The following is a 22978-nucleotide window of genomic DNA, read 5'->3' as shown; positions in this document are numbered from 1 at the left end:
ACTGACTTCGCAATCACCACCGCACCGGAGGTCTCACTACGTGATCAAGCTGCCGCGCCGACCGTCACCAACGTCCTGGCCGGTTACACCTAGGCAGCGGTCGGTTCGTGCAGGGCCAGGTAGGCCTGCGCGACCTGCCGGTCGATCGCCACCGGCACGGGCACGACGACGGACTGCGGGGCAACGTCTCCCCGGGCCACTGCCTCGAGACACCGCGCCTGGAGCGCGAACCCGAGGTCCATGGACTCGATCGAGTTGCCCAGGGGTCGGGGTCCGGCGAGGTTCACCATGTGCCCGCCGGTCAGCAGGTGCACCTGCCGGCCGTCGACCAGGCGCAGCGTGCTCACGCCGTCCACGACCTCCTCGACCCCCGTGACCCGGGCGTCCTGCCGGATCCGCGCGACGGCGATCTCGGTCGGGAAGTGCCCGGCGTTGAGCAGGATCGCCCCGTCCTTCAGCAGGTCGAGGTCCTTCTCGGTGACGACGTCCGGGGCGCCGGTGACCGTCACGACGACGTCGGCGCCGCCCAGCGCGACGTCGCGGGCCGGGACCGCGAACCCGTCGAGGTTGGCCCGCAGGCTCGTGACCGGGTCGATGTCGACGACGGCGACGGTCGCGAAGGCGTTGCGGAAGCAGGCCGCCACCCCGCGCCCGCAGGCCCCGTAGCCGAGGACGGTGACGCGCGTCCCGTTGGTGATCCGGTTGGTGATCCGCAGGAACGACTCGACGACGCTCTGGCCGACGGCGTGCTCGTTCTCGGCGAACTGCTTGATGGGGCTGTCGTTGATCACGAGGACCGGGCGGCCCAGAGCGGCGCGCAGCGGTTCGAGCCGGGCCCGGCCCGACGTGGTCTCCTCGGTGCCGCCCAGCAGGCCGTCGTAGGGCTCCTCCAGGTAGCGGGCGAACAGGTCGCCGCCGTTGTCGAGGATCAACTGCGGGCGGGCCGCGAGCACGGCCCGCAGGTTCCGGTCGTGCTCGTCGGCGTCGGTGGTCGGGCCGCCGATCACCTCGACGCCGTGCGCGCGCAGGTGTTCGACGGCGTCCGGCTGCGTGCTGTTCAGATTGCCCGTCGCGACCACCCGCGCCCCGCCCGCGGCCAGGGTGAGCAGCAGCGCGACGGTCTTGGGCTCCAGGTGGATGCCGGTGCCGATCGTGAGCCCCGCCAACGGGCGCCGGGTCTCGAACTCGGCGCGGATGCCGGCCAGCAGGCGGCAGTTGCGGCCCACCCACTCGATACGTGACGACATGCGAAAACCCTTCTGGCGATCAGAATCTCACCCCGGGGCCGGCGGCCGGCGGGGTCAACGGCAGCGGGTCGGGCAGCATGGTCGCACCCTCGAGCCGCTGCCTCAGCCAGCCGTCGCCGTACCAGGACGACTCGTGCACGATCAGCCCGTCGACCACGTGGAAGACGTCGACCGCGTGCAGGTACAGCCGGCGCCCGTCGGCCGGGACGCCGTCGAAGGTGCCGCTGACCACGGCGGGCTGGGCCCACTCCACGACCGCGGTCGGCCCCTCCACGACCAGCCGCACCGGCTCGTAGACGACGTCGGGCAGGGCCGCGTAGTACATGGTCAGGTAGTCGGCGATCTCGTCGTGCCCGCGGTAGGCCCGGGCCAGCGTGACGTCCTCCAGGACGCCGTCGGGGTGCCACCAGCGCATCACGTCCGCGACGTCACCGGTCGCCGCGTCGGCGAAGATCGCGTCGATCACCTCACGGGTGCCCAGCGTCATCAGACCTCCTCGGGTTCGTCGTACCAACGCACCCGCTCGCCGACGAGCCCCCGCAGGCGCGCCGCCGGCGTGAGGGGCAGCGCCTGCCAGCGGCCCAGAAGCTCTGCGGCGCGGGAACTCCCGGGAGTCAGCCGCTCGAGGTTGGCGGACGCCGTCCGCAGCAGTCCCCAGTCCCGCCGCAGGCGGTGGTCGAGGTCGCCCCCGGCGGCCAGGACGTCGTCCCACCGGTCGTCCAGCAGCGCGGCCAGGTCACCGAGGTCCTTCGGCTCGGCCCGCACGATCTGCAGCTTGGTCAGCAGCAGCCACCGCATCGGCAGCGTCGCCTCCCCCGCCTTGAGGGAGGTGCCCCAGCGGACCAGGTGGCACAGTCTCAGCTCGTCGACGAACACGTCGAGGTGCGATCCGTCGGCGTCGAGATAGCGCATCCGCTCGGCGCCGTGAGCCCGGTTGAACGGCTCGTCGGGGGCGTAGCCGAGCTCGCGGGCCAGGCCGTCGACCGCCGGGCGGGCCCGGGACGTCGTGGCCACGTCGACGTCGGCGATCGCCCGGTGGTGCGCGCCGGCGGGGCGCGCGGAGGCGCACAGCAGCTGCACCGCGGCGCCGCCCAGGGCGGCCAGGGGCACCCCGGCGGCCGCGGCCGCCGTCACCAGTTCGTCGGCCCGTGCGGCCCGCGCGGTTCCCATCAGTCCGGCGGGATCTCGCGGAAGGCCAGCGAGAGGTCGTGGCCCTGCGCCCGGCGGACGCCGACCGCCACGTAGTACAGGACGACGCCGAGCGGGAACATCGCGAGGCTGAACCAGAACATCTCCGGGCTGGCGTCGACGTTCACCCCGGAGAAGGGGTCGCGCGCGAAGTTCCACACGATCAGCAGGGCCGCCACCGCGCCGAGCCCGCCGATCCAGGTCAGCCACGGGACCCGGGCGAAACGGCCTCGCAGCGGTGCGGTCTCGTACTGGTCCGGGTACCGGTAGGGCAGCAGGGACGCGGCCAGGCAGCCCAGACCGAGGGTGATCACCTGGGCGAACGCGCCGACGACCACGGTGAAGAAGGTGGTGTAGGCCCAGAACCACGAGACCACCGCGGAGATCGCCGTGACTACGAGCACCGCCACGTACGGCGAGTTCGTGCGGGTACTCACCCTCGACAGCGCGTCGGGGGCGACCCGGTCCATCGACCAGCCGAGCATGCACCGGGTCATGATCAGCAGCGACATCGGGACGGTCGGGATCAGCCACGAGCCGAACCCGATCAGGATCAGCACGCCGAGCACCACGTTGCCGGACGATCCGGCCACGACCTCCATGTACGTCGGAGGCCCGGGTATCCCCATCGTCACGGGGTAGTCCGCGGCCTGCGTGGCCCCGAGGAAGTCCGGTCCGAGCCGGCCGAGGCTGAGCGCCACGAGGACCAGCGACCCGACCACCGCGACCACCGCCGTGAGCGGGCCGGCCAGCAGCTGCGCGCGCTTGCCGGAGCGCACCTCACCGGCGAAGTACGCCGAGCCCAGGTAGTACGGCAGGGAGAACGCGGGCCAGGTGATGGCCAGGACCGTGGCCGACCAGGAGAACGTCGGGGAAGCCGAGAACCCGGCGTCGGCGGCCGATCTCGCGGCCACCGCGGCGGCGTCGTCCGCCCCGCGAGCCCCGGCGACGTAGGCGTCGAAGTTGGCCTGCAGCCCCGACTTCGAATGAATGAGCAGCGCGACCGCGAAGGCCAGCAGACCCAGTGCGCTCAGCGGCAGCGTGTACCGGAAGATCTTCAGCACCGACCGGGTGGTGCGCAGCACGAACAGGGCCCCGAAGCCGAGCACGAAGACCTCGCTGACCACGAAGACGGCGTCCGGTTCGGTCAGGGTGTTCGCGAGGTCGAGCAGGCCGGTGCTGCCGGTCTCGACGCCGACGATCCGAGCCAGCGGGGCCAGGCACCACCGGCAGAAGTAGTAGCCGGCCGAGGTCAGGAAGACGACCTGGAACAGTACGAAGACGAAGTTGGCGGCGAAGCCCAGCGCCGGGTGGATCAGCCGGCTGATGAAGACGTAGTCGCCCCCGCTGCGGCGCATCACGGAGCTGGCCACCGCGTAGGACAGCAGGATCGGCAGCGCCAGCGCGAAACCGATCAGCAGGGTCAGGTAGAGGTTCGCCCCCGGGTACCAGGGCAGCACGATGCCGAGCAGGAACGAGACCATGATCGGGAACGTGGCGACGTAGAGGTTCACCAGGGAGGCGTCGAAGGTCGAGGCCGCCCGCACGAGCCCCGAGGAGCGGCGGGCGAAGGTCTGGTCGAGGGACATCGTCTCTACCTCCGTGCGGACGGGCGTCGGGTGAGGGATTCAACCGGTGACGAGCTGGCAGCGCTTGACCTTGCCAGGCTTGACCTCGAGGAGGGCCCCGAGCAGCGACGCCTGGTCGTACTCGCTACCGGGGTTGACGACGGTGGTGCGGCCGGTCTTCACGACGCCCCGGCCCTCGTGGATGTGTCCGTGCAGGCTGAGCAGGGGTTGGTACGCAGCGATGCCCCGGGCCACTGCGGTGGACCCTACGGGCACCAGGTCCGGCTGGCCGCCGACCAGCTGGACCCGGAGATCATCACCGAGCCGCGGCGCCTCGTCGAGACCCGAGCCGTAGGGCGGCACGTGCACGTTGAAGATCGTCCGGGCCGGGTCGGTCGAGGCCTCCAGTTCGGTCAGCCTCTCCTCCAGCTCGACCTCGGTCAGCTCGCGGTGGGTGCGCCACGGCGTGACGTTGCTCCAGCCCAGGGACGCGAGCGTGAACCCGCCGTCGAGCTCGAGCAGCCCGTCGTGGGCGTAACCGACGCAGTCGAGGCCGTCCTGGTCGAGGTACGGCACCATGTCGTCGTAGTCGTCGTTGCCGAGCCCGATCAGCAACCGCCGACCCGAGCCGCGCAACCGCTCGGCGGCCAGCGCCACCCACTGCTCGGTGCGGTCCAGCACCAGCCGGTGCAGGGTCTCCTCGACCAGCTCCTGGTCGTCGCGCAGCTGCCGGACGAACTCCTCGTCGGTACGCAGCGTGTAGGCGCCGACCGTGGCCACGCGGCGCTCGAACTCGGCCGCCTCGGCGTCGGTCTCGAGGGCGAACGAACCGCCGCGGAAGGTCGCCCGCCAGCCGGACGCGGCCCCCGGCCCGCTCCGGACGACGGGCACCAGCTCCTTGCCGGCCAGGTCGCCGCCCATGATCAGGTAGTCGACGCCGTAGAACGCCCCGGCGTTGACCAACTTGCGGAAACAGGTCTCGGAGCCGTGCACGTCGGAGGCGAAGAAGATCCGCACGCCGCCTCCTCGTCTCGGGCCCCCCGCTCGAGTGGTGAACCTACCGAATGCATACGCGGCCGAGTCAAGCGCTTGACGTCGCTTTGTTCCCGATGTTTACGCGGACGTCGAAAACGTGCGTCGGTACGCGCCCGGCGTGGTGCGCCGGCGCCGCCCGAAGTGGTGACGCAGCATCGCGGCCGAGGCGAAGCCGCTGCGCCGGGCCACCTCCTCGATGGCCAGGTCGCCCCCTTCGAGCAGCTGTTCGGCCAGCGCGATCCGCTCGCGCTGCACCCACTGGTGCGGCGTCGTCCCGGTCTCGTCCCGGAACCGACGCGCGAACGTGCGCTCCGACATGACGGCCTGGCGGGCCAGCCGCGTGACCGACAGGTCCTCGTGCAGCCGACCACGGGCCCAGTCGAGCACCGGGGCGAGCGTGCGCGCGGGCGCCTCGCGGACCGGCGTCCGGACGAACTGGGCCTGCCCGCCGTCGCGCTGCGGCGGCACCACCATGCGCCGGGCGATGCCGTTGGCCGCCTCCGCGCCGTGCGCCTGGCGGACCAGGTGCAGGCACATGTCGATGCCCGCGGCGGTCCCGGCGCTGGTCACCACCGGCCCGTCCTCCACGTAGAGGACGTCGCACTCCAGTTCGACGTGCGGGAACTCGTCGGCGAAGGCGTCGGCGTGGAACCAGTGGGTGGTCGCGCGGCGCCCGTCGAGCAGGCCGGCGCGGGCGAGGATGAACGCTCCCGAGCAGAGCGAGGCCACCCGGCCCCCACGCTGCAGCACCCGGCTCAGCGCCTCGTTGACCTCGGGGGACGCCTGGGGCGAACTGCACGCGTCCTCGGGCTCGTTCACCCCGAGCGGCGGGACGATCACCAGGTCGGCCGTCTCCAGCGCAGACAGGTCGTGCGTGGCGACGATGTGGAACCCGATGGACGTGCGGACCGGCCCCGGCGTCGGCGAGCAGATCGAGAACTCGAAGGGCGGGATGCCGTCGGCCGAGCGGTCGATGCCGAACACCTCGCACGGGATGGCCAGCTCGAACATCGAGACGCCGTGGTCGATCACGACCGCAACGGACCGCAGGGCGGGCCTGCTGGGGTCACCGGTGTCCATGCCGCTCAGTATGCGCACAGTCATGGCGGAAAGTCGATGGACTATGTCTTTTCTGCCACTGGTGGCGGGAAATGACTCAGCGCAGAATTCTTGCCATGGAAATCATCGTGATCCTCGCCGCCATCGTCCTGTTCTCGACCCTCGCCGGGCACTTCGGCACCGACAGCCGGCGACTCAGCGACCGCGCCACCTACCGCGACCGCATCCTCTGACCCCTCCGAAGTTGATCATGCAGAAACCTCGCGCCGGTCATGCAGAAACCTCGCGCTCCAAGGCGGAGCGCGAGGTTTCTGCATGATCAACTTCTGGGTAGGCGGGCCAGGAAGCGCTCGCGATTGACGACCACGCGCGTGACCTCCGCCGTGGCGACCAGGCGCTCGGCGTCGCCGCCGTCGTGGGCCGTGACGGCGAACCGCACATAGCGGCCGTCTCCGTAGGTCATCTCCGCCCGCACCAGCACCCGCGCCCCGACGGGTGAGGCCTTCAGATGTTCGAGGGTCACCCGCGTGCCCACGCTCGTGTCCCCGCCGGACGACGTCCCGCCGACCGCGGCCACCGTCGCCGCCTCGCACCAGGCCAGCAGCCGCGGGGTGGCCAGCACCGGCACGTCGCCGCTGCCGAGCGCGATGGCGGTGTCGTCGTCCGAGACGACGAAAATCAGCTCTGCGGAACGCGGTTCGGCCATCGCGCCAGCCTAGACCGAGACGCCTACGCGACCAGGCCCATCCGGCGCAGGTCGACGATCACGTCGTGCGGGTTGCTCGCCGCCTGCACGCCGTCCTCCACGGTCACCAGGCCGTCACGGATCATCGAGATGATGTGGTGGTCGAACGTCTGCATCCCGTAGAACCCGCCCTCCTTGATGAGTTCCGTGATGCTCGACGTCTTGTCGGGGTCCGCGATCGCCTCGGCGACCCGCCCCGTGTTGACCAGCAGTTCCACCGCCAGGCACCGGCCCAGGCTGTCGGAGCGGGGCACGAGGCGCTGGCCGATGATGCCGCGCAGGGCGCCGGCCAGCGAGATCCGGATCTGCGCCTGCTCGTGCGGCGGGAAGAAGTCGATGATCCGGGCGATCGTCTCCTGCGCGTTCTGGGTGTGCAGCGTGGAGAGCACGAAGTGCCCCGTCTCGGCGGCGGACAGCGCCGCGTGCACGGTCTCCTGGTCGCGCATCTCGCCGATCAGGATGACGTCCGGGTCCTGCCGCATCGCCGAGCGCAGCGCCACGTGGAAGCCGGCCGTGTCGACCTTGACCTCGCGCTGGTTGACCATGCTCAGCTGGTCCTCGTGCAGGATCTCGATCGGGTCCTCGATCGTGACGATGTGACACTCGCGCTCGGCGTTGATCTTGTCGATCATCCCGGCCAGCGTCGTCGTCTTGCCGCACCCGGTCGGGCCCGTGACCAGCACCAGGCCCCGGCGCTCCATGGCCAGCGTGCCGATGGCCTCGGGCAGGCCCAGCTCGTCGAGCGGGATCGCGCCGATCGCGACCCGCCGGATCACCAGGCCGACCGCCCCCCGGGCCCGGAAGACGTTGACCCGGAACCGGCCGACGCCCGACAGCGAGAACGCGAAGTCGGCCTCGTGCGTGCGGGCGAACTCCTGGCGGAGGTCCTCCCGCATCAGCTCGTTGGCCATCGCCTCGGTGTCCTCCTGCGTGAGCATGGGGGCGTCGAGCTTGCGCAGGACACCGTCCAGCCGGACCCGCGGGGCCGAGCCGACCTTGCAGTGCAGGTCAGACCCGAACAGCTCGGTGAGGGCTTTCAGGTACGGCACGATCGACACGGTGGCGCGGCTCACCTGCAGAGCATCGACCGCCGTCCGGGTGACCTTGAACGGAACGCCTACTCGAGGACGACGAGCAGGTCCCCCTCCGAGACGACGTCGCCCGCGGCGACCGCGACGGAGCTGACCCGCCCGGCGTGTTCCGGATGTACGGGGATCTCCATCTTCATGGACTCCAGGATCAACAGGGAGTCCTCCGGGGTGACCCGCTGACCGGGCACCACCTCCACCCGGAGCACGTTGCCGACCAGTTCGGCGTGCACCTCCTCGGCCATGCGGCCACCGCCTTTCGTCTCGACCCGGTTGCGCGTGACAGGATGGACCGACAAGCACCACGTAGGTCCACCGAGGAGATTCCACCATGAGCAAGCGCGGACGGAAGCGGCGCTCCCGCAAGGGCAACAAGGCGAACCACGGTCGCCGGCCCAACGCCTGAGTCCTCGACGACTCGAAGGCACCCAAAGCGTGTCGCGCCCGGCACCCCGCTCAGGGGTACCGGGCGCGAACCCGTTCTAGGACATCTCAACCCAGCTGGACGCGGACCTCGGAGATCTTCAGCAGGATCCGCTCACGCAGCTCGACGGGCGCCTGGTCACACCCGCAGCTGCGCCGGACCAGCGCCTTCAGCGCCACGTCCAGGTCGTACTGCTGCAGGCACGGGCCGCAGTCGTCGAGGTGCTCACGGATCTTCAGCAGGTCCGCGGGACTCAGCTCGCCGTCCAGGTACTCGTAGACCTGGTTCAGGACCTGCGAGCAGTCCGGGTCGTCAGGTGCTCCGCAGCTCATTGCCACTCCTTCGGGGCCATCTCTGCGTTCACAACGTGGTGGTTCATGCCGCGCCGTCCTGTACCGGTTCCGGGGTGGTCTCAGCCGGCGTGGCACCGGTGATGCCGCGCTCGCGCGCGTACTCCTCCAGCAGACCACGCAGCTGCCGCCGACCGCGGTGCAGCCGCGACATCACGGTACCGATCGGCGTACCCATGATGTCCGCGATCTCCCGGTATGCGAAGCCCTCGACGTCCGCGAGGTACACCGCGATGCGGAACTCCTCGGGAATCGACTGGAGGGCCGTCTTCACGTCCGAGTCGGGCAGGCGGTCCAGGGCCTCCGCCTCCGCCGAGCGCAGGCCCGTGGAGGTGTGCGACTCGGCCCGCGCGATCTGCCAGTCCTCGATGTCGTCCGTCTGGGACTGCTGCGGTTCGCGCTGCTTCTTCCGGTACGTGTTGATGTAGGCGTTCGTCAGGATGCGGTACAGCCAGGCCTTCAGGTTCGTGCCGGGCTGGTACTGGTGGAAGGACGCGAAGGCCTTCGTGAAGGTCTCCTGCACCAGGTCCTCGGCGTCGCTGGGGTTGCGGGTCATCCGCAGCGCGGCCGAGTAGAGCTGGTCCAGGTACTGCAGGGCTTCACGCTCGAACCGGTCCGAGCGTTCCTGCGCGCTCTCCGAGGCCGGGGCGCGCCCGTTGTTGGCGTCCATTGCCAAAGAGCCTAGCTGCACGGGTGTCGAGCCACCCGCCCAGGCGCCTGAGGTCCGGCCCAACGACTGGCCGGCCGATTCGACGGGCGTGGTCACGAGGAACAAGTTCGTCGCGCTCCCTCTGTTTCGGTTCACGGTGGGCACCCCATGGGCACCCGAACCTCACAACACGGAGCCCCGCCGGAGCATTCCGGGAAGCGACCCCAGCCATTCGCCGACGGCCGCGCGGACCGGAGGCGCCGAGCGCAGGCTGTGGTCACCGGGAACCGGGACCAGCCGGACGCCGCCGTTCGCCTCCGCCAGGACCTCGCCGTACTCCTCGGGTCGCCCGAACGGGTCCCGCTCGCCCTGCACGACCAACCGCGGCACTCCGGCACCGAGCAGCTCGAAGGCCCGCGACTTCTCGGGCCGGCCCGGTGGGTGCAGCGGGAACGCCAGGCACAGGACGCCGGCCGCCCCCAGCTGCTCGGCCGTGCGGCACGCGACCCGCGCCCCGGCCGAGCGGCCGCCGAGAACCAGGGGGACGCCGTCCGCCGCGGTCGTGATCCCGCGCTCGCCGAGCGCGGTGGTCAGGGTCTCCATCCCGGCCAGCCAGCCGACGTCCAGGCGCGGCGGCGCGGGCGCGACCCGGCCGCCGGCCACCTTCCACGGCTGCTCGTACAGCGCGACGACCCAGCCGAGTTCGTAGGCGGCCTGGCGCGCGGCGACGATGTCCGTGGCCCCCACTCCCCCGCCCGCGCCGTGCCCGACCACCAGCACCCCGGTCGAGCTCGCCCCGGGCCACGACAGGTGGAACCGGCCCGGTCCCAACGGCGTCTCGGCGTCGAGGAGCTCGGGTTCCGGCACGGCCCCCCGGACCGCAGGACGGACCACGGCAACCGGCCCGACGGGACCGGACGAGGGGCGGCGACGAGGGACGGGGCGCGGCATCGGCCCATCATGCCGTGAGTGCTTTGCACTGAACGCCGATCGGCGTTCAGCGGCCCGGACCGCGGACGTGGTCACCGCCGCGTCTCGCGGTACCGCGTCTTCGGAGGGCTCGCCCGAGGCCTCAGCCGCGCCGGCTCGAGACACGACCGAGACCAGGATGAGTCGAAAGCCGCGTCGAGGATCGGGCGCGAACGCCGATCGGCGTTCAGTGCAAAGCCGCAGGAAGGACGTCCAGTCCGGGCGCGGCCTCGGTCGGTCGGTCCGTCAGGTCAGAACAGGGGGACCGTGTCGGAGCCGATCAGCTCGCCGGTCGAGGGGTCGACGACGCCGGCCAGGGTGTCCAGCGGGGCCGGTTCCAGCAGTTCCGGACCGTTGTTGCGCACCGAGTTCACCCGCGTCGTCACCGGCAGGGCCTCGAACCGGCCGGGTTCCGGCGGCTCCAGCAGCGCGCGCACGGTGTCGGGGTCGCGTTCGGCCGGGTCGAGCCACGCGGCCCACCGATCGGACGGCACGACGAACGGCATCCGGTCGTGGATGGTGTCCAGGCCGGGCTCGGCGGCCGTCGTAACGATGGAATACGTGACCAGCCAAGCGGTTTCGTCGTCGGCGTGCTTCTCCTGGTCGCGCCAGAACTCGTAGATCCCGGCGAAGGCCAGCTCCTCACCGCCGCTCAACCGCATGAAGAACGGCTGCTTGCGCGGCTTGCCGTTCACCTTCTCGGTCGGGCTGGCCTGCCACTCGTACCAGCCGTCGGCCGGCACCAGGCAGCGCCGGGCGGTCGCCGCCCGCTTGAAGGCGGGCTTCTCCAACAGCGACTCCGCCCGGGCGTTGATCATCCGGGCGCCGCCGGTGGCGTCCTTGGCCCACGAGGGCACCAACCCCCACGTGAGCCAGCGCAGCTGGCGAGTGACCACGGGCGGGTCGTCGTCCTCGCCCTGCTTCTGCCGTTCCAGCACGATCGGCGACGTGCTCGTCGGGGCCACGTTGAAGTTGGCCTGCGGAGCGACGTCGGGTAGCTCGACCTCCTCCACGTCGAACATCTCGACGAGGTCCTCGGGGGTCCGGCTGGAGGCGTAGCGACCGCACATGCGGGCCAGTCTTCCCCAGCCTGCGTCCATGGTCATGTCGGGTCGCCCCGGACCTCGCGACGCGGTACCAAAGAGACATGACGATCGTCCGCCGCCTCGCCCGCCCGCTGCTCGCCGCCCCGCTCATCGACAGCGGGGTCCAGGCCGTACGCCATCCGGGCCCGCAGGCCGAGGCCGCCCGCCCGGTGCTCGACCAGGTGACGCAGGTGGCGCCGGTGCAGGCCGACCCCGAGTTGATCGTGCGCGCCGCGGGTGGCGTGACCATCGTGGCGGGCTCCCTGCTCGCGCTGGGCAAGCTGCCGCGCCTGTCGGCGCTGGCCCTGGTGCTGACCGCACCGGTCGTGCAGACCAGCCAGCCGTTCTGGCAGGAGAAGGACCCGCAGCTGCGGGCCGCCCAGCAGACCCTGTTCATCAAGAACCTCGGCCTGGTCGGCGGGGCGCTGCTGGCCGCGGTCGACACCGCCGGCCGGCCCGGCGTCGGCTACCGCACGCGCAAGGCGGCCAAGCAGGGCGCCAAGGAGACGAAGCGGGCCACCAAGGACGCCAAGCGCGCCGCCCGCGAGGCCCGTAAGACCGCCGCCCTGCAGGCGCACAAGATCGTGGAGAAGGCGCCCCACCCGATTGGTTAGTCTCGCGTGTCATGAGCGAGGACGATCTGTGGCCGGCCCCCACGCCTGAGCGCGAGCTCGACGCGGTGGTGGCGCTGCCGGGGTCGAAGTCGCTGACCAACCGGTACCTCGTGCTCGCGGCCCTGGCCGCCGAGCCGTCGCGGCTGCGCTCTCCGCTGCGCTCGCGCGACACGGTGCTGATGGCCCGGGCGCTGGGGCAGCTCGGCGTCCGGGTGGAGGACGTGACGGCCAGCGGCGACTTCGGCCAGGACTGGCTGGTCGTGCCCGGCGAACTGCGCGGGCCCACCACCGTCGACACCGGCCTGGCCGGAACCGTGATGCGGTTCCTGCCGCCGGTCGCGGCCCTGGCCACCGGGGACGTCGCCTTCGACGGGGACCCGCGGGCCCGCGAACGCCCGATGGCCCCGATCGTGGCCGCCCTGCGCGACCTGGGCGTCGAGGTGGACGACGGGGGCACGGGCAGCCTGCCGTTCACGGTGAAGGGCACGGGCCGGGTCGCGGGCGGGACGGTGCGCATCGACGCCAGCTCGTCGTCCCAGTTCGTCTCGGCCCTGCTGCTGGCCGGAGCCCGGTTCGACGAGGGCCTGACGGTGCTCAACACGGGCGGGCCGATCCCCAGCGAGCCGCACGTGACGATGACGGTCGAGGCGCTGCGCGACGTCGGCGTGGTGATCGACGACGGCGAACCCGAGCGCTGGCGGGTGGAGCCGGGCCGGATGGGTGGGCTCGACGTCCTGGTCGAACCCGACCTGTCGAACGCGGCGCCCTTCCTGGCCGCGGCGGCCGTGCTGGGCGGGCAGGTCCGGGTGCCGGGCTGGCCGCAGTACACGACCCAGGCGGGCGACAACCTGCGCGACCTGCTCGACCAGATGGGCGCCGAGGTGTCCCTCGACCGCGACGGGCTGACCGTCACCGGCACGGGCGAGCTGTACGGGCTGGACGCCGACCTGCACGCCGCGGGCGAGCTCACGCCCGTCGTGGCCGCCCTCGCCGCCCTGGCCGAAACCCCTTCGCACCTGCGGGGAATCGCGCATCTGCGCGGTCATGAGACCGACCGGCTGGCCGCTCTGGCCACCGAGCTGAACGGGCTGGGCGGCAAGGTCGTGGAGACCGAGGACGGGTTGATCATCACGCCCGCCCCGCTGCACGCGGGCGTCTTCCACACCTACGACGACCACCGGCTGGCCACCGCCGGGGCCGTGCTCGGGCTGCGGGTGCCGGGCGTGCAGGTCGAGAACATCGGCACCACCGCGAAGACGCTGCCGGAGTTCACGCAGCTGTGGAACCGGATGCTGCAGGGCTCTTGAGGGGGCACGCATGAGCCGGGGGCCCCGGGACGACGAGGACCAGGTCCGGGTCCGGGCCAACCCCCGCGGTTCGCGCCCCCGCACGAAGGACCGGCCCCGGCATGCGAACGCCGTGCCGGCCCAGGTGGTCACGGTCGACCGCGGCCGCTACGGCTGCCTACTGGGCTCCTTCACCGGTGCCGACCCGGCCGCCGAGCCCGTCGTCGCGATGAAGGCCCGCGAGCTGGGCCGGGCGTCGGTCGTCGTGGGCGACCGGGTCGAACTGGTCGGCGACGTCTCGGGCAGCCCCGGCTCGCTGGCCCGGATCGTGCGGGTGGTCGAGCGGACGTCGGTGTTGCGGCGCAGCGCCGACGACAACGACCCGGTCGAGCGGGTGATCGTGGCCAACGCCGACCAGCTGGCGGTCGTCACCGCCGTCGCCGACCCGGAACCGCGCACCGGCCTGATCGACCGCTGCCTGGTGGCCGCCTACGACGCGGGGATCGAGCCGGTGATCGTGCTGACCAAGGCCGACCTGGCCGACCCGGCCCCGTTCCTCGCGAACTTCGCCGCGCTGGATGTCCCGTATCTGGTCACCCGCCGGGGCCCCGGCGGGGAACTGGAGGGCACGGACGGCGTCCGCGCCCGGCTCGAGGGCCGGGTCACCGTGTTCGTGGGCCACTCGGGGGTCGGGAAGTCGACGCTGGTCAACGCCCTGGTCCCGACGGCCGACCGGGCCACGGGCCGGGTCAACGACGTGACCGGGCGAGGCCGGCACACGTCGACGTCGGCGGTGGCCCTGGCCCTGCCCGACGGTGGCTGGGTGGTCGACACCCCGGGCATCCGCTCGTTCGGGCTGGCCCACGTCGACCCCGACCGGCTGCTCAACGCGTTCGAGGACCTGGCCGGCGGCACCGAGGACTGCCCGCGCGGGTGCAGTCACGACGAGCCGGAGTGCGGCCTCGACGCCTGGGTGGCGGCCGGTCATGCGGGCCCTGCCGGCCCGGCGCGCCTGGAGTCCTACCGCCGCCTGCTCCGGTCCCGCCTCACCCCGCCCTGAGTGTTCGTGATCATGCGCAAACGCAGGATCCCGAGCCGGGGCGGACGGCGATCATCGCGGGACGATCCTGCGTTTGCGCATGATCACGAACCGGTGTTGGTGTTCTTGACGACGTCCTCCCAGACCGCGCGGCTGCCGCTGTCACCGGTGAGGACAGTCCAGGTGGTGGCGGCGACGCCGGCCACCACCACGATCAGGACCGCCGCGGCGACGGCCCCCGTGCCCGGTGCGGGCCGCCGGGCCACCAGCACCCAGGCGACCACGGCCGCCACCAGCAGCGCGACCGCGAAGACGAACAGCTTGTCGCCGTACTCGGCGTGCTCCTCGACCGCCTTGGTGCCCTGGAGCCCGAGCCGGTGCTCGAAGTGCTCCCCCGACTCCTTGGCCACGAGAGAGACGACCACGCACAGGGCGTCGCCCAGCACGGCCCAGACCAGGCCGGGCCGCCACTTCGGGCGCACGGTGAAGGCGAGGGTCACGAGGGCCATCAGCGGCACGAGCACGACGGCCGCGTGGACCACGAGGATGTGCACCGGCAGCCCGGCGATGGTGTCGAACATGATCGGAAACATAGCCTCTCGACGGTGGCCCGCGTCCACGGTCCGGGCCCTCGTTCCAGGTTACGAACAGGATCACCGGACCGTTCAGATGCGTTGCCTGTGAGACGCCCGAGGCGACAGGGCGGTACGGTCCGCGGGTGGGCTATGACGACGACCTGCGCCTCGCGCACGTGATCGCGGACCAGGTCGACTCCTTCACCATGTCCCGCTTCCAGGCGGAGGACCTCGTCGTCACCGCCAAGCCCGACCTCACCCCGGTCAGCGACGCCGATCGCGGCGCGGAGGAACTGATCCGCAGCAGCCTGAAGCGCACCCGCCCCCGGGACGCGGTGCTCGGCGAGGAGTTCGGGCTCACGGGGCACGGCAGCCGGCAGTGGATCGTCGACCCGATCGACGGGACGAAGAACTACGTCCGGGGCGTGCCGGTCTGGGCCACCCTGATCGCCCTGGTCGTCGACCGGCGACCGGTGCTGGGCCTGGTCTCCGCCCCCGCGCTGAACCGGCGCTGGTGGGCGGCCGAGGGCACCGGCGCCTGGACCGGGCGCAGCCTGGCCAAGGCCAAGCGGATCAGCGTCTCCCAGGTGGGCGCCCTGTCGGACGCCTCGCTGTCGTACGCGTCCCTGCACGGCTGGGACGACCTGGGTCGCGGCGGGGCCTTCCTCGACCTGGTGGCCAAGACCTGGCGCAGCCGCGCCTACGGCGACTTCTGGTCGTACATGCTGGTCGCCGAGGGCGCCGTCGACATCGCCTGCGAACCCGAGCTCGCCGTGCACGACATGGCCGCACTGGTGCCCATCGTCACCGAGGCGGGCGGCCGGTTCACGTCGTTGGACGGCGAGGACGGCCCGTTCGGCGGCAACGCGGTGGCCACCAACGGGCTGCTGCACGACGAGGTGCTCGAGGCGCTCACGGCGACCTTCGACTGACCGCCCCGGCGGCCCGGTCGGCGCGGCGCCCACCGGCACCACGCGGCGATCAGCACCGGCGCCAGCAGGGTGGCCCAGAGGTCGAACCAGCCGTACCCGCCCGCCGCCCCCGACGGCGGGTTGCCCTGGCCGATCATGTGCAGCACCGGGTCGTCCGGCTGCCACCGCCACGTGCCCAGCGCCGTCCCGACGATCTCCAGGTAGCCGACCACCCAGAACGCCCCCACGTACAGCAGCCGGTTGGGCCCCCAACGCAGGAAGCACAGCAGGCAGACGAACCAGAACGCCCCCAGCACGTCGTGGCGTCCACCGAAGGCCCCGACCAGCCCGGCCCCGGCCCACCCGCCGCCCAGGACGACGACCGCGGCGACCGCCGTCCGGGCCCGGTCCTGCACGAAGCGGCTGCGGCCCAGGGCGAGCGCGGCCAGGTAGACCAGCCCGTGGCCCGGCGGGACGAACCCGGGGACGGTGCCGATCCGGTAGACGTAGGCCTCGAGCAGCGGCGAGAACGTGTACTCCACGGCCGTCGCGAGGAGCACGACCAGCCCGGTCTGCACCCGCACGAGCACCGGCTCGCGGCGCAGCAGGAGCAGCAGGACGGCCCACGTCGCGGCGGCCAGCCCGAGCTGGCGGGCGAGCTCGAACCGCTCGAGATGGCCGACGGCGTCCACCACGAGAACCAGCCCGATCCAGGCCGTGACCACGCCGGCGAGCCCCACATCACGGTCGGCGCAGCGGAGGGTCACCGCGACAGCTTCCCATCCATGGGTGACGATCAAGCGTGACCCTCCACGTCGGCCCCGTCTGGTGGACCGCCACTCTCCTCGTCCTCGCCGCCTTCCTGGCGTTCGACCTCTTCGTGAGCCGGGGCCGGACGACGCCGCGCCGGGCCACGTTCTGGGTGCTGTTCTACGCCGGGGCGGCGCTCGCTTTCGGCGCCCTGCTGACCTGGGACTTCGGTTTCGAGGTGGGTGGGCAGTTCCTGGCCGCCTGGATCACCGAGTACAGCCTGAGCATCGACAACCTGTTCGTCTTCCTGGTGCTGCTGAACCGGTTCGCGGTACCCGAGCGGTTCCAGCTGCGGGTGCTGACGTTCGGGATCGTCGTGGCGCTGGCCCTACGGGCCGTGCTGATCGCGGTGGGGGCGATCGCGATCGCCCGGTTCTCGTGGCTGTTCTACCTGTTCGCGGTGTTCCTGATCTGGACGGCGGTCGGCCTGCTGCGCGAGGCGCTCGGGCGGCGCCGCGAGCCCCCGGCGCTGGAGACGGCCGCCGGCCCGGACGGCAGCCCGCCCGACCCGGTGGGCGTCCGGCTGCTGCGCAAGGTGGTGCCGACGGTCTCCGACTGGGACCACGGCCACCTGACCGTGCGGCGGGGCGGGCGGCGGTTGGCCACCCCCATGCTGATCACGATGGCCGCGATCGGCGTCACGGACGTGTTCTTCGCGCTCGACTCGATCCCGGCGATCTTCGGGCTGACGACGGTGCCGTTCCTGATCGTCGCCGCCAACGCCTTCGCCCTGGTCGGGTTGCGGCAGCTGTTCTTCGTCGTGCGGGCCCTCCTCGACCGGCTCGCGCACCTGGACGCCGGGCTGGCCGCCGTCCTGCTGTTCATCGGCGCCAAGCTGGTGCTGGAGGCCCTGCACGAGAACACGCTGCCGTTCGTGAACGGCGGTGAGGGGCTGGACGTCCCGGTGCCCTCGACCGCCGTGTCGCTGCTGGTGGTGGTCGGGCTGCTGGTGCTGACCGCGCTGACGAGCCTGGTGGCGGCGCGGCGCTCGGGCGATGCGGGCCCTCGGGAGCGGGTCGGCAGCGCCGGGGGTGGATGAGCGGGCAGAATGGCCGCGTGCGCATCTCAGCCAAGACGGACTACGCCGTGCGAGCAGCTCTCGAACTGGCGAACGCCGAGCAGGGGGTCTGGGTGAAGACCGAGTCGGTGTCCCAGTCGCAGGGCATCCCGCTGCCCTTCCTGCTGAACATCCTCGCCGAGCTGCGGACGGCCGGGCTGGTGCAGAGCCGGCGCGGCGCGGAGGGCGGCTACCGGCTGGCCGCCGCCCCCGCGGAGGTGGCCGTCGCCGACGTGATCCGCGCGATCGACGGCCCGCTGGCCAACATCGCGGGCGAGCGCCCCGAGGACGTGGAGTACGCGGGCTCCGCCGAGCAGTTGCGCAACGTGTGGGTGGCCATGCGGGCCACCATGCGGCAGGTGTTGGAGGCGACGACGCTCGCCGACGTCGCCTCGGGCACCCTGCCCGCGGGGGTCACGGACATCCTGGCCAACGAGGACGTCTGGGCCAGCCGCATCTGACGACCCGACGGGGGTCAGAGCGAGCGGGAGATCTTCTCCACGATGTCGGTGATCGGGTCACCGGCCCGGAAGACCGCGACCACGACGTCGTTCTCGTGCTCCGCCGGGCTGTCGGCGGCGGCCGGCTCCGGCGTGGGCGCGACGGGGGTGGGCGCGACGGGGTTGGGCGTCGGGGCGGCCCCCGCCCCCGGCACGAGCTGACCGGGGGTTCCGGCGTCCGCGAGCGTGCTGCGGACCCAGTCGAAGGCGGCCTCCAGCTGCGCACCGAAGTCGCGAGTACCGCCGTCCCGCAGCCATTCCCGCAGGACGGCGTTGTGCGCGGCGACCACGGCGGCGGCCAGGACGTCGGCCCGCAGGGCCGCTTCGGCCTCGGTGCAGGTGCCGGCCAGGCGGCCGCGGACGTAGCGGCTGAAGGCCCGCTCGTAGCGCTGCACGCTGGCCAGTTCGCGGTCGCGCAGGGCGGCGATGCCGCGGGTGATGCGGTACCGCTGGACGGAGACCTCGGGGTCGGTGACGTAACTCGCGAAGACCTGCCGGACGCCGGCGCAGATGGCGTCGACGGCGGGCAGCGCCGCCGAGGCCTCGAGCGTGCGCTCGACGGACTCCAGGAGGGCGTCGTGGTCGGGGAAGATCACGTCTTCCTTCGACCGGAAGTAGCGGAAGAACGTGCGTCGCGCGACCCCGGCCCGTTCGGCGATGGCCTCGACGGTGGTGCCCTCGTAGCCCTGGTCGGCGAAGAGCTCGAAGGCGGCGGCGGCGATCCGGCCGCGGGTAGCGGCGAGCTGACCGGCAGGCTGAGCCCGGCCGGCCCGGGGAACCGCCGGGATGGTCGCCATGCCGCGACGATACCTCTCAGGCCGGGGGCCGCCGGGGCGGGCGAACGTGGTTGACGTCACGCCGCTCACCCCGGCACCGAGGCCCGTCAGGTGCTGGTGTTACTGCTGGTGAAAAGGGTTTAGCGCGAAGATCAGGCCGACGCGCGCAGCGGGTCGAGGCGGCGGCGCGAGGCGGCGGGGAGGCTGGCCTCGATGCAGGCCGGGCACGCGGTGCTGGGCTGGGCGGAGAACCGGCGCTCCCAGAAGACGGTCCAGCCGGAGGTCCACTCGCCGCACAGGGTCTGGCGCTCGCCGGGCTTCCAGGCGTGCTCGACGCCGTAGGGGACCCAGCGGAACGGGGGCTTGCCGCCCCGGTCGCGCACCTTGTGGGTGGCGATCACGTACAGCTCGGGGCTGGGGGCAGCGGCAGTGCGGGGGCGAGCGACGTTGGGCGCCAAGGTTGCGGTCATCGGTCTTGCCCTTCTCGGGAGCCAGTCCGCCGGCGTTGTTACCGGCGAGTAAGACAGGATCGGCGCCATCGAGAAGCGCCGTTGCACTCAGTGCCATCACTGTGGCACTCGATGCCTTCCGGCGCAAGAGGTGTTGCCCATCTCATTTCCAGTGAATTTCCGAGCCCCCGTTTTGCCCCTAAAACGGACAGTCGGCGTGGCATCCAGTGCCACGCCGACTGTCCGGGTGCCGCCTGGGAGCGGCCTCGAAAAGGCTTGTCAGCCGGGGACGACGGTCGCCGGCTCGCCGGGCGACTCCAGGCCCGCCGTCCGGACGTCGGGCCGGCCGTCGGCACCGACCTCGCGCCGGACCTCGCGCCGGACCTCGGGGCGGGCGGCCGCGAAGGTGGCCGCCAGGCCGGCCAGCGAGCGTCGCGCGTCGCGGGCCACGGCGAACGGGTCGGCGGCCCGCAGTTCGTCGCTGAAGATCTCGAGCGACAACGGGCCGGCGTACCCGGTCCCGGCCACCAGCCGCAGCAGGTCCTCGAGCGCGAAGTAGCCGTTCGGGGGCAGGCAGCGGTGGTGCCGGCTCCACTCGATCAGGGGCCGGTCCCCCTGCGGCACCGCGTCGGCGAGCTGGACCGCGAAGATCCGCTCCCCCGGGATGGTGGCGATGTCGGCCAGGTCGTTGCGCCGCGCGAAGATGTGGAAGCTGTCCAGGCAGAGCCCCAGCTGCGGGTGGGCCGCGCGGGCCACGATCCGGTCGGCCTGCTGGTAGTCGCGCACGTGCCGGCCCCAGGACATGGCCTCGTAGACCACCCGGAACCCGCGCAGGGCCGCCCGGTCGGCCACCTCGACGAGCTGCGCGGCGGCCAGCGACTCGTCGTCCAGCGCCCACTCGGCCGTGTTGGAGCAGACCAGCATGGTGTCGATGCCGAGGTCGGCCATCAGGTCGCAGGTGCGCTCGACCCGGTCGAGCGTGGCCCCGAACAGCTCCGCCGGGGTGCCCTCGACGTCCCGCACCGGCTGGTAGAGATCGAGGGACAGCCCGAGGTCGGCGGCCCGGGCGCCGATCTCCTTCGGGGTCGACGCGGCACCGTCCAGATCGGTACCGAAGATCTCGATCGCGTCGAACCCGGCCGCGGCGGCCGCGTCCAGCTTCTGCTCGATGCTGCCACCCAGGGTGGTGGTGGCGATGGAGGCCCGCATGGAAGCCGACGTTAAGTCGCGCCGACCCGCCACGGAGGGTGTTCGGCCAAGGTCTCACCGGGCGGGCGAACTCTGTAACAACTCCGTCATCGACCGACGCCTCACAGCGTCCTCATAGTCACCGTACGTAGTAGTACTGATCCGTTATACGGGACCTCGGGGTTCCGGGACGTGACCTGCACTACTCTCCGGAGTGCCTGACCCGCTTCGGTGTCGGGAACCTGACCCTGAAACCAGGAGGAATCCATGCGACGTCGCGTGGCTATGGCCGTGGCCACCACGGCCGCCGTGGTCGGCATGGTGGTGGGGACCACCTCGTCTGCAAACGCTGCCCTGAACGTGAACTGGAACTGGGCGGCCGGCTTCATCCCGAACCTGCCCAACTCGGCGCAGACGCCCCCCGGCGCGGAGAACGTCTCCAAGGCCGGCTCGAAGTCGACCTGTGACTGGCAGCGCAGCCCCAACAAGCTGCCCCTGATCCTGGTGCACGGCACCTGGGAGCAGCAGCGCGACAACTGGATGGCCATGTCGCCGTTCTTCAAGAACCAGGGCTACTGCGTCTACACGTTCAACTACGGCGGCAACCCCGGTGACGTGATGTGGGGCTGGCAGAGCATCGCCAAGAGCGGTGGCGAGATGAACGACTACATCAACCGGGTCAAGGCCGCCACGGGCGCGCCGCAGGTCGACCTGGTCGGTCACTCGCAGGGTGGCGTCATGCCGCGCTACTGCATCAAGTACGAGCCCGGCTGCATGGCCAGCGTGCGCAAGTTCGTCGCCCTCGCCGGTTCGAACAACGGCACGACGCTGAGCGGCATCGCCAAGCTGGGCAAGTTCCTGGGCCTGCTGCCCGCCGTCTCCATCGTGCAGCCGGCGGCCATCGACCAGACCATCGGGTCGAAGTTCATGCAGAAGGTCAACTCCTGCCCCGACGGCACCAACTACAACGTCTGCAAGGGCGACACGGTCGTCTACACCTCCCTGCAGACCAACGGTGACCAGGTCGTCACGCCCTACACCGGCGCGTTCCTCAGCTCCGAGCCCGGCGTGCCGGCCTCGCAGGTCACGAACACGCTGGTGAACAAGCAGTGCCCGCTGGAGCTCGCCGAGCACCTGGGTATGACCTACAGCCAGAACGTCGCCTCCCGCGCCGCCCGCGCGCTGGACGGCAAGACGCTCCCGCGCTGTGTCGTCTCCCTGCCGTACCTCGGCGGCTGACACCCCGCACCACCTGCACCATCTGCACCACGCGAACCGGCCCGGACGCTCGTCGTCCGGGCCGGTTCTGCTTTGCCGTCCCCGCCGTGATGTCATGCCCGGGTGACCACCACCCTGGGCAACAGCGACCTGTCCGCCGACTCCCCGCTCGCGCTCGGCTGCAACCCCTTCGGCTGGACGGCGGACGAGGCCACCACGCACCGCGTGCTCGACGCCTTCACCGCCGGCGGTGGCACGCTGCTCGACACGTCGGACTCCTACGGCCGGCAGCCCGACGGCACCAAAGGCGGTGCGTCGGAGAGTTTCATCGGTTCCTGGCTGGCCCGGACCGGTCGGCGGGACGACGTCACGCTGATCACCAAGGTCAGCCGGCATCCCGAGTTCACCGGGCTGGCCCCCGCAACGATCACCGGGGCGGTCGAGGCCTCGCTGCGCCGGCTGGGCACCGACCGGATCGACCTGTACTTCGCCCACTTCGACGACCCGTCGGTGCCGTTGGCCGACACGCTGGCGGCGTTCGACGCGCTGATCGACACCGGGAAGGTCCGGTACTACGGGCTCTCGAACTACACGCCCGAACGGATCGAGGAGGCCTTCGTGGCCGCCCGCCAGAACGGGCTGCGCGAGCCGGTCTGCCTCCAGCCCGAGTACAACCTGCTGGAGCGCGAGCCGTTCGAGTCCGGCTACGCACCGCTGGCCGAGCGCGAGAACCTCGGCACCTTGGTCTACTTCGCGCTGGCGTCGGGCTTCCTGACCGGCAAGTACCCGCGGGGCACGGAACCCGCCGGCGACCGGGCCGCGATGGTGGGCAAGTACTTCGACGAGCGCGGCTTCGCGATGGTGGACACGCTGCGCGAGGTGGCCTCCGCCCACGGCACGCAACCGGGCACCGTGGCGCTGGCCTGGCTGCTGAGCCGCGCGGCTGTGAGTGCGCCGATCGCCAGTGCCCGCACGCCGGAACAGGTCCCGGGCCTGCTCGAGGCCACCACGCTCAAGTTGTCCGACGACGAACTGGCCACCCTGACCCTTCGTTCGTGATCATGCGCAAACGCAGGTTCCGCTTCAGCTCAGCCGCCGGACGCGCCGAGGCACGAACCTGCGTTTGTGCATGATCACGAACTGACCGG

Annotated in this window: 26 protein-coding genes; 9 read left to right on the top strand and 17 right to left on the bottom strand. The window is 71.7% G+C overall.

Going from position 1 to position 22978, the window contains the following annotated elements; translation table 11 throughout:
* Nucleotides 1-89 precede the first annotated feature (89 nt).
* The 9 genes from ACIB24_RS15055 to ACIB24_RS15015 form a co-directional block, all read right to left on the bottom strand.
* Nucleotides 90-1247 (bottom strand): adenosylhomocysteinase, encoded by a 1158-nt coding sequence (locus ACIB24_RS15055; protein WP_398281848.1) that lies wholly within the window; start codon nucleotides 1245-1247, stop codon nucleotides 90-92.
* Nucleotides 1248-1266: 19 nt separating this feature from the next.
* Nucleotides 1267-1734 carry a nuclear transport factor 2 family protein gene (locus ACIB24_RS15050; RefSeq protein WP_398281845.1) on the bottom strand — a complete coding sequence of 156 codons (468 nt, stop codon included), beginning with the start codon at nucleotides 1732-1734 and terminating at the stop codon, nucleotides 1267-1269.
* The gene (locus ACIB24_RS15045; RefSeq protein ID WP_398281842.1) at nucleotides 1734-2417 is read right to left on the bottom strand and encodes a hypothetical protein; all 684 of its coding nucleotides are present in this window, start codon (nucleotides 2415-2417) and stop codon (nucleotides 1734-1736) included. The genes ACIB24_RS15050 and ACIB24_RS15045 overlap by 1 nt, the downstream gene beginning before the upstream one ends.
* Nucleotides 2417-4024 (bottom strand): APC family permease, encoded by a 1608-nt coding sequence (locus ACIB24_RS15040; protein ID WP_398281839.1) that lies wholly within the window; start codon nucleotides 4022-4024, stop codon nucleotides 2417-2419. Before ACIB24_RS15040 ends, ACIB24_RS15045 begins: the two co-directional genes overlap by 1 nt.
* A gap of 39 nt (nucleotides 4025-4063) precedes the next feature.
* Nucleotides 4064-5020, bottom strand: a complete 957-nt coding sequence (locus ACIB24_RS15035; protein ID WP_398281836.1) for a metallophosphoesterase — start codon at nucleotides 5018-5020, stop codon at nucleotides 4064-4066.
* 96 nt (nucleotides 5021-5116) lie between these two features.
* Complete coding sequence (locus tag ACIB24_RS15030; protein WP_398281833.1) at nucleotides 5117-6118, bottom strand: GlxA family transcriptional regulator; 1002 nt, start codon at nucleotides 6116-6118, stop codon at nucleotides 5117-5119.
* A 298-nt stretch (nucleotides 6119-6416) separates the two neighbouring features.
* Nucleotides 6417-6803: a thioesterase family protein gene (locus ACIB24_RS15025; RefSeq protein ID WP_398281830.1), complete on the bottom strand. Its 387-nt coding sequence runs from the start codon at nucleotides 6801-6803 to the stop codon at nucleotides 6417-6419.
* A gap of 23 nt (nucleotides 6804-6826) precedes the next feature.
* Nucleotides 6827-7915 (bottom strand): type IV pilus twitching motility protein PilT, encoded by a 1089-nt coding sequence (locus ACIB24_RS15020; protein ID WP_398281827.1) that lies wholly within the window; start codon nucleotides 7913-7915, stop codon nucleotides 6827-6829.
* A gap of 44 nt (nucleotides 7916-7959) precedes the next feature.
* Nucleotides 7960-8175 carry a biotin/lipoyl-binding carrier protein gene (locus ACIB24_RS15015; RefSeq protein WP_398281825.1) on the bottom strand — a complete coding sequence of 72 codons (216 nt, stop codon included), beginning with the start codon at nucleotides 8173-8175 and terminating at the stop codon, nucleotides 7960-7962.
* Between the two features lie 86 nt (nucleotides 8176-8261).
* Between ACIB24_RS15015 and ACIB24_RS15010 the strand changes: the two genes are divergently transcribed.
* Nucleotides 8262-8336 (top strand): 50S ribosomal protein bL37, encoded by a 75-nt coding sequence (locus ACIB24_RS15010; protein WP_398281929.1) that lies wholly within the window; start codon nucleotides 8262-8264, stop codon nucleotides 8334-8336.
* 86 nt (nucleotides 8337-8422) lie between these two features.
* Here the strand turns inward: ACIB24_RS15010 and rsrA are convergent, their stop codons facing one another.
* The 4 genes from rsrA to ACIB24_RS14990 form a co-directional block, all read right to left on the bottom strand.
* Nucleotides 8423-8686: a mycothiol system anti-sigma-R factor gene (gene rsrA, locus ACIB24_RS15005; protein WP_398281822.1), complete on the bottom strand. Its 264-nt coding sequence runs from the start codon at nucleotides 8684-8686 to the stop codon at nucleotides 8423-8425.
* Between the two features lie 43 nt (nucleotides 8687-8729).
* Complete coding sequence (locus ACIB24_RS15000; protein ID WP_398281819.1) at nucleotides 8730-9374, bottom strand: sigma-70 family RNA polymerase sigma factor; 645 nt, start codon at nucleotides 9372-9374, stop codon at nucleotides 8730-8732.
* A 162-nt stretch (nucleotides 9375-9536) separates the two neighbouring features.
* On the bottom strand, nucleotides 9537-10220 hold the full coding sequence (locus ACIB24_RS14995) for an alpha/beta hydrolase family protein (protein ID WP_398281816.1): 684 nt from the start codon (nucleotides 10218-10220) through the stop codon (nucleotides 9537-9539).
* A gap of 353 nt (nucleotides 10221-10573) precedes the next feature.
* Nucleotides 10574-11428 (bottom strand): SOS response-associated peptidase, encoded by an 855-nt coding sequence (locus ACIB24_RS14990; RefSeq protein WP_398281813.1) that lies wholly within the window; start codon nucleotides 11426-11428, stop codon nucleotides 10574-10576.
* A gap of 41 nt (nucleotides 11429-11469) precedes the next feature.
* On the opposite strand from ACIB24_RS14990, the gene ACIB24_RS14985 reads away from it, so the two are divergent.
* The 3 genes from ACIB24_RS14985 to rsgA are packed head-to-tail and all read left to right on the top strand — an operon-like array spanning nucleotide 11470 to nucleotide 14367.
* Nucleotides 11470-12021: a DoxX family protein gene (locus tag ACIB24_RS14985; protein ID WP_398281810.1), complete on the top strand. Its 552-nt coding sequence runs from the start codon at nucleotides 11470-11472 to the stop codon at nucleotides 12019-12021.
* 11 nt (nucleotides 12022-12032) lie between these two features.
* Nucleotides 12033-13328: a 3-phosphoshikimate 1-carboxyvinyltransferase gene (aroA, locus tag ACIB24_RS14980; RefSeq protein ID WP_398281807.1), complete on the top strand. Its 1296-nt coding sequence runs from the start codon at nucleotides 12033-12035 to the stop codon at nucleotides 13326-13328.
* A gap of 10 nt (nucleotides 13329-13338) precedes the next feature.
* A complete protein-coding gene (gene rsgA / locus ACIB24_RS14975) occupies nucleotides 13339-14367 on the top strand; it encodes a ribosome small subunit-dependent GTPase A (protein WP_398281804.1) in 1029 nt (342 codons plus the stop codon).
* An 83-nt stretch (nucleotides 14368-14450) separates the two neighbouring features.
* Here the strand turns inward: rsgA and ACIB24_RS14970 are convergent, their stop codons facing one another.
* Nucleotides 14451-14927, bottom strand: a complete 477-nt coding sequence (locus ACIB24_RS14970) for a DUF2231 domain-containing protein (RefSeq protein ID WP_398281801.1) — start codon at nucleotides 14925-14927, stop codon at nucleotides 14451-14453.
* Between the two features lie 137 nt (nucleotides 14928-15064).
* Here ACIB24_RS14970 and hisN point away from each other — a divergent pair, with 137 nt between their 5' ends.
* The 3 genes from hisN to ACIB24_RS14955 all read left to right on the top strand — a co-directional run bounded on the left by hisN (nucleotide 15065) and on the right by ACIB24_RS14955 (nucleotide 18160).
* Entirely contained in the window at nucleotides 15065-15853 is a 789-nt protein-coding gene (gene hisN, locus ACIB24_RS14965; RefSeq protein WP_398281798.1) for a histidinol-phosphatase, read from the top strand.
* A 781-nt stretch (nucleotides 15854-16634) separates the two neighbouring features.
* On the top strand, nucleotides 16635-17681 hold the full coding sequence (locus ACIB24_RS14960) for a TerC/Alx family metal homeostasis membrane protein (RefSeq protein WP_398281795.1): 1047 nt from the start codon (nucleotides 16635-16637) through the stop codon (nucleotides 17679-17681).
* 17 nt (nucleotides 17682-17698) lie between these two features.
* On the top strand, nucleotides 17699-18160 hold the full coding sequence (locus ACIB24_RS14955) for an RrF2 family transcriptional regulator (RefSeq protein ID WP_398281792.1): 462 nt from the start codon (nucleotides 17699-17701) through the stop codon (nucleotides 18158-18160).
* A gap of 14 nt (nucleotides 18161-18174) precedes the next feature.
* Here the strand turns inward: ACIB24_RS14955 and ACIB24_RS14950 are convergent, their stop codons facing one another.
* From ACIB24_RS14950 to ACIB24_RS14940, 3 genes are all read right to left on the bottom strand, one after another.
* Complete coding sequence (locus ACIB24_RS14950; RefSeq protein WP_398281789.1) at nucleotides 18175-18996, bottom strand: TetR family transcriptional regulator; 822 nt, start codon at nucleotides 18994-18996, stop codon at nucleotides 18175-18177.
* A gap of 131 nt (nucleotides 18997-19127) precedes the next feature.
* The gene (locus ACIB24_RS14945) at nucleotides 19128-19445 is read right to left on the bottom strand and encodes a hypothetical protein (RefSeq protein ID WP_398281786.1); all 318 of its coding nucleotides are present in this window, start codon (nucleotides 19443-19445) and stop codon (nucleotides 19128-19130) included.
* Between the two features lie 258 nt (nucleotides 19446-19703).
* Nucleotides 19704-20633: a sugar phosphate isomerase/epimerase family protein gene (locus tag ACIB24_RS14940; RefSeq protein ID WP_398281783.1), complete on the bottom strand. Its 930-nt coding sequence runs from the start codon at nucleotides 20631-20633 to the stop codon at nucleotides 19704-19706.
* A gap of 246 nt (nucleotides 20634-20879) precedes the next feature.
* Here ACIB24_RS14940 and ACIB24_RS14935 point away from each other — a divergent pair, with 246 nt between their 5' ends.
* Nucleotides 20880-21851 (top strand): esterase/lipase family protein, encoded by a 972-nt coding sequence (locus ACIB24_RS14935; RefSeq protein ID WP_398281780.1) that lies wholly within the window; start codon nucleotides 20880-20882, stop codon nucleotides 21849-21851.
* 102 nt (nucleotides 21852-21953) lie between these two features.
* Nucleotides 21954-22889, top strand: a complete 936-nt coding sequence (locus ACIB24_RS14930; RefSeq protein WP_398281778.1) for an aldo/keto reductase — start codon at nucleotides 21954-21956, stop codon at nucleotides 22887-22889.
* Nucleotides 22890-22978 lie beyond the last annotated feature (89 nt).

Source organism: Spongisporangium articulatum, assembly GCF_044465595.1.
GTDB lineage: Bacteria > Actinomycetota > Actinomycetes > Actinomycetales > Kineosporiaceae > Spongisporangium > Spongisporangium articulatum.
Note: the sequence above shows the minus strand (reverse complement) of the source record. Positions and strands in the feature narration are given on the sequence as shown.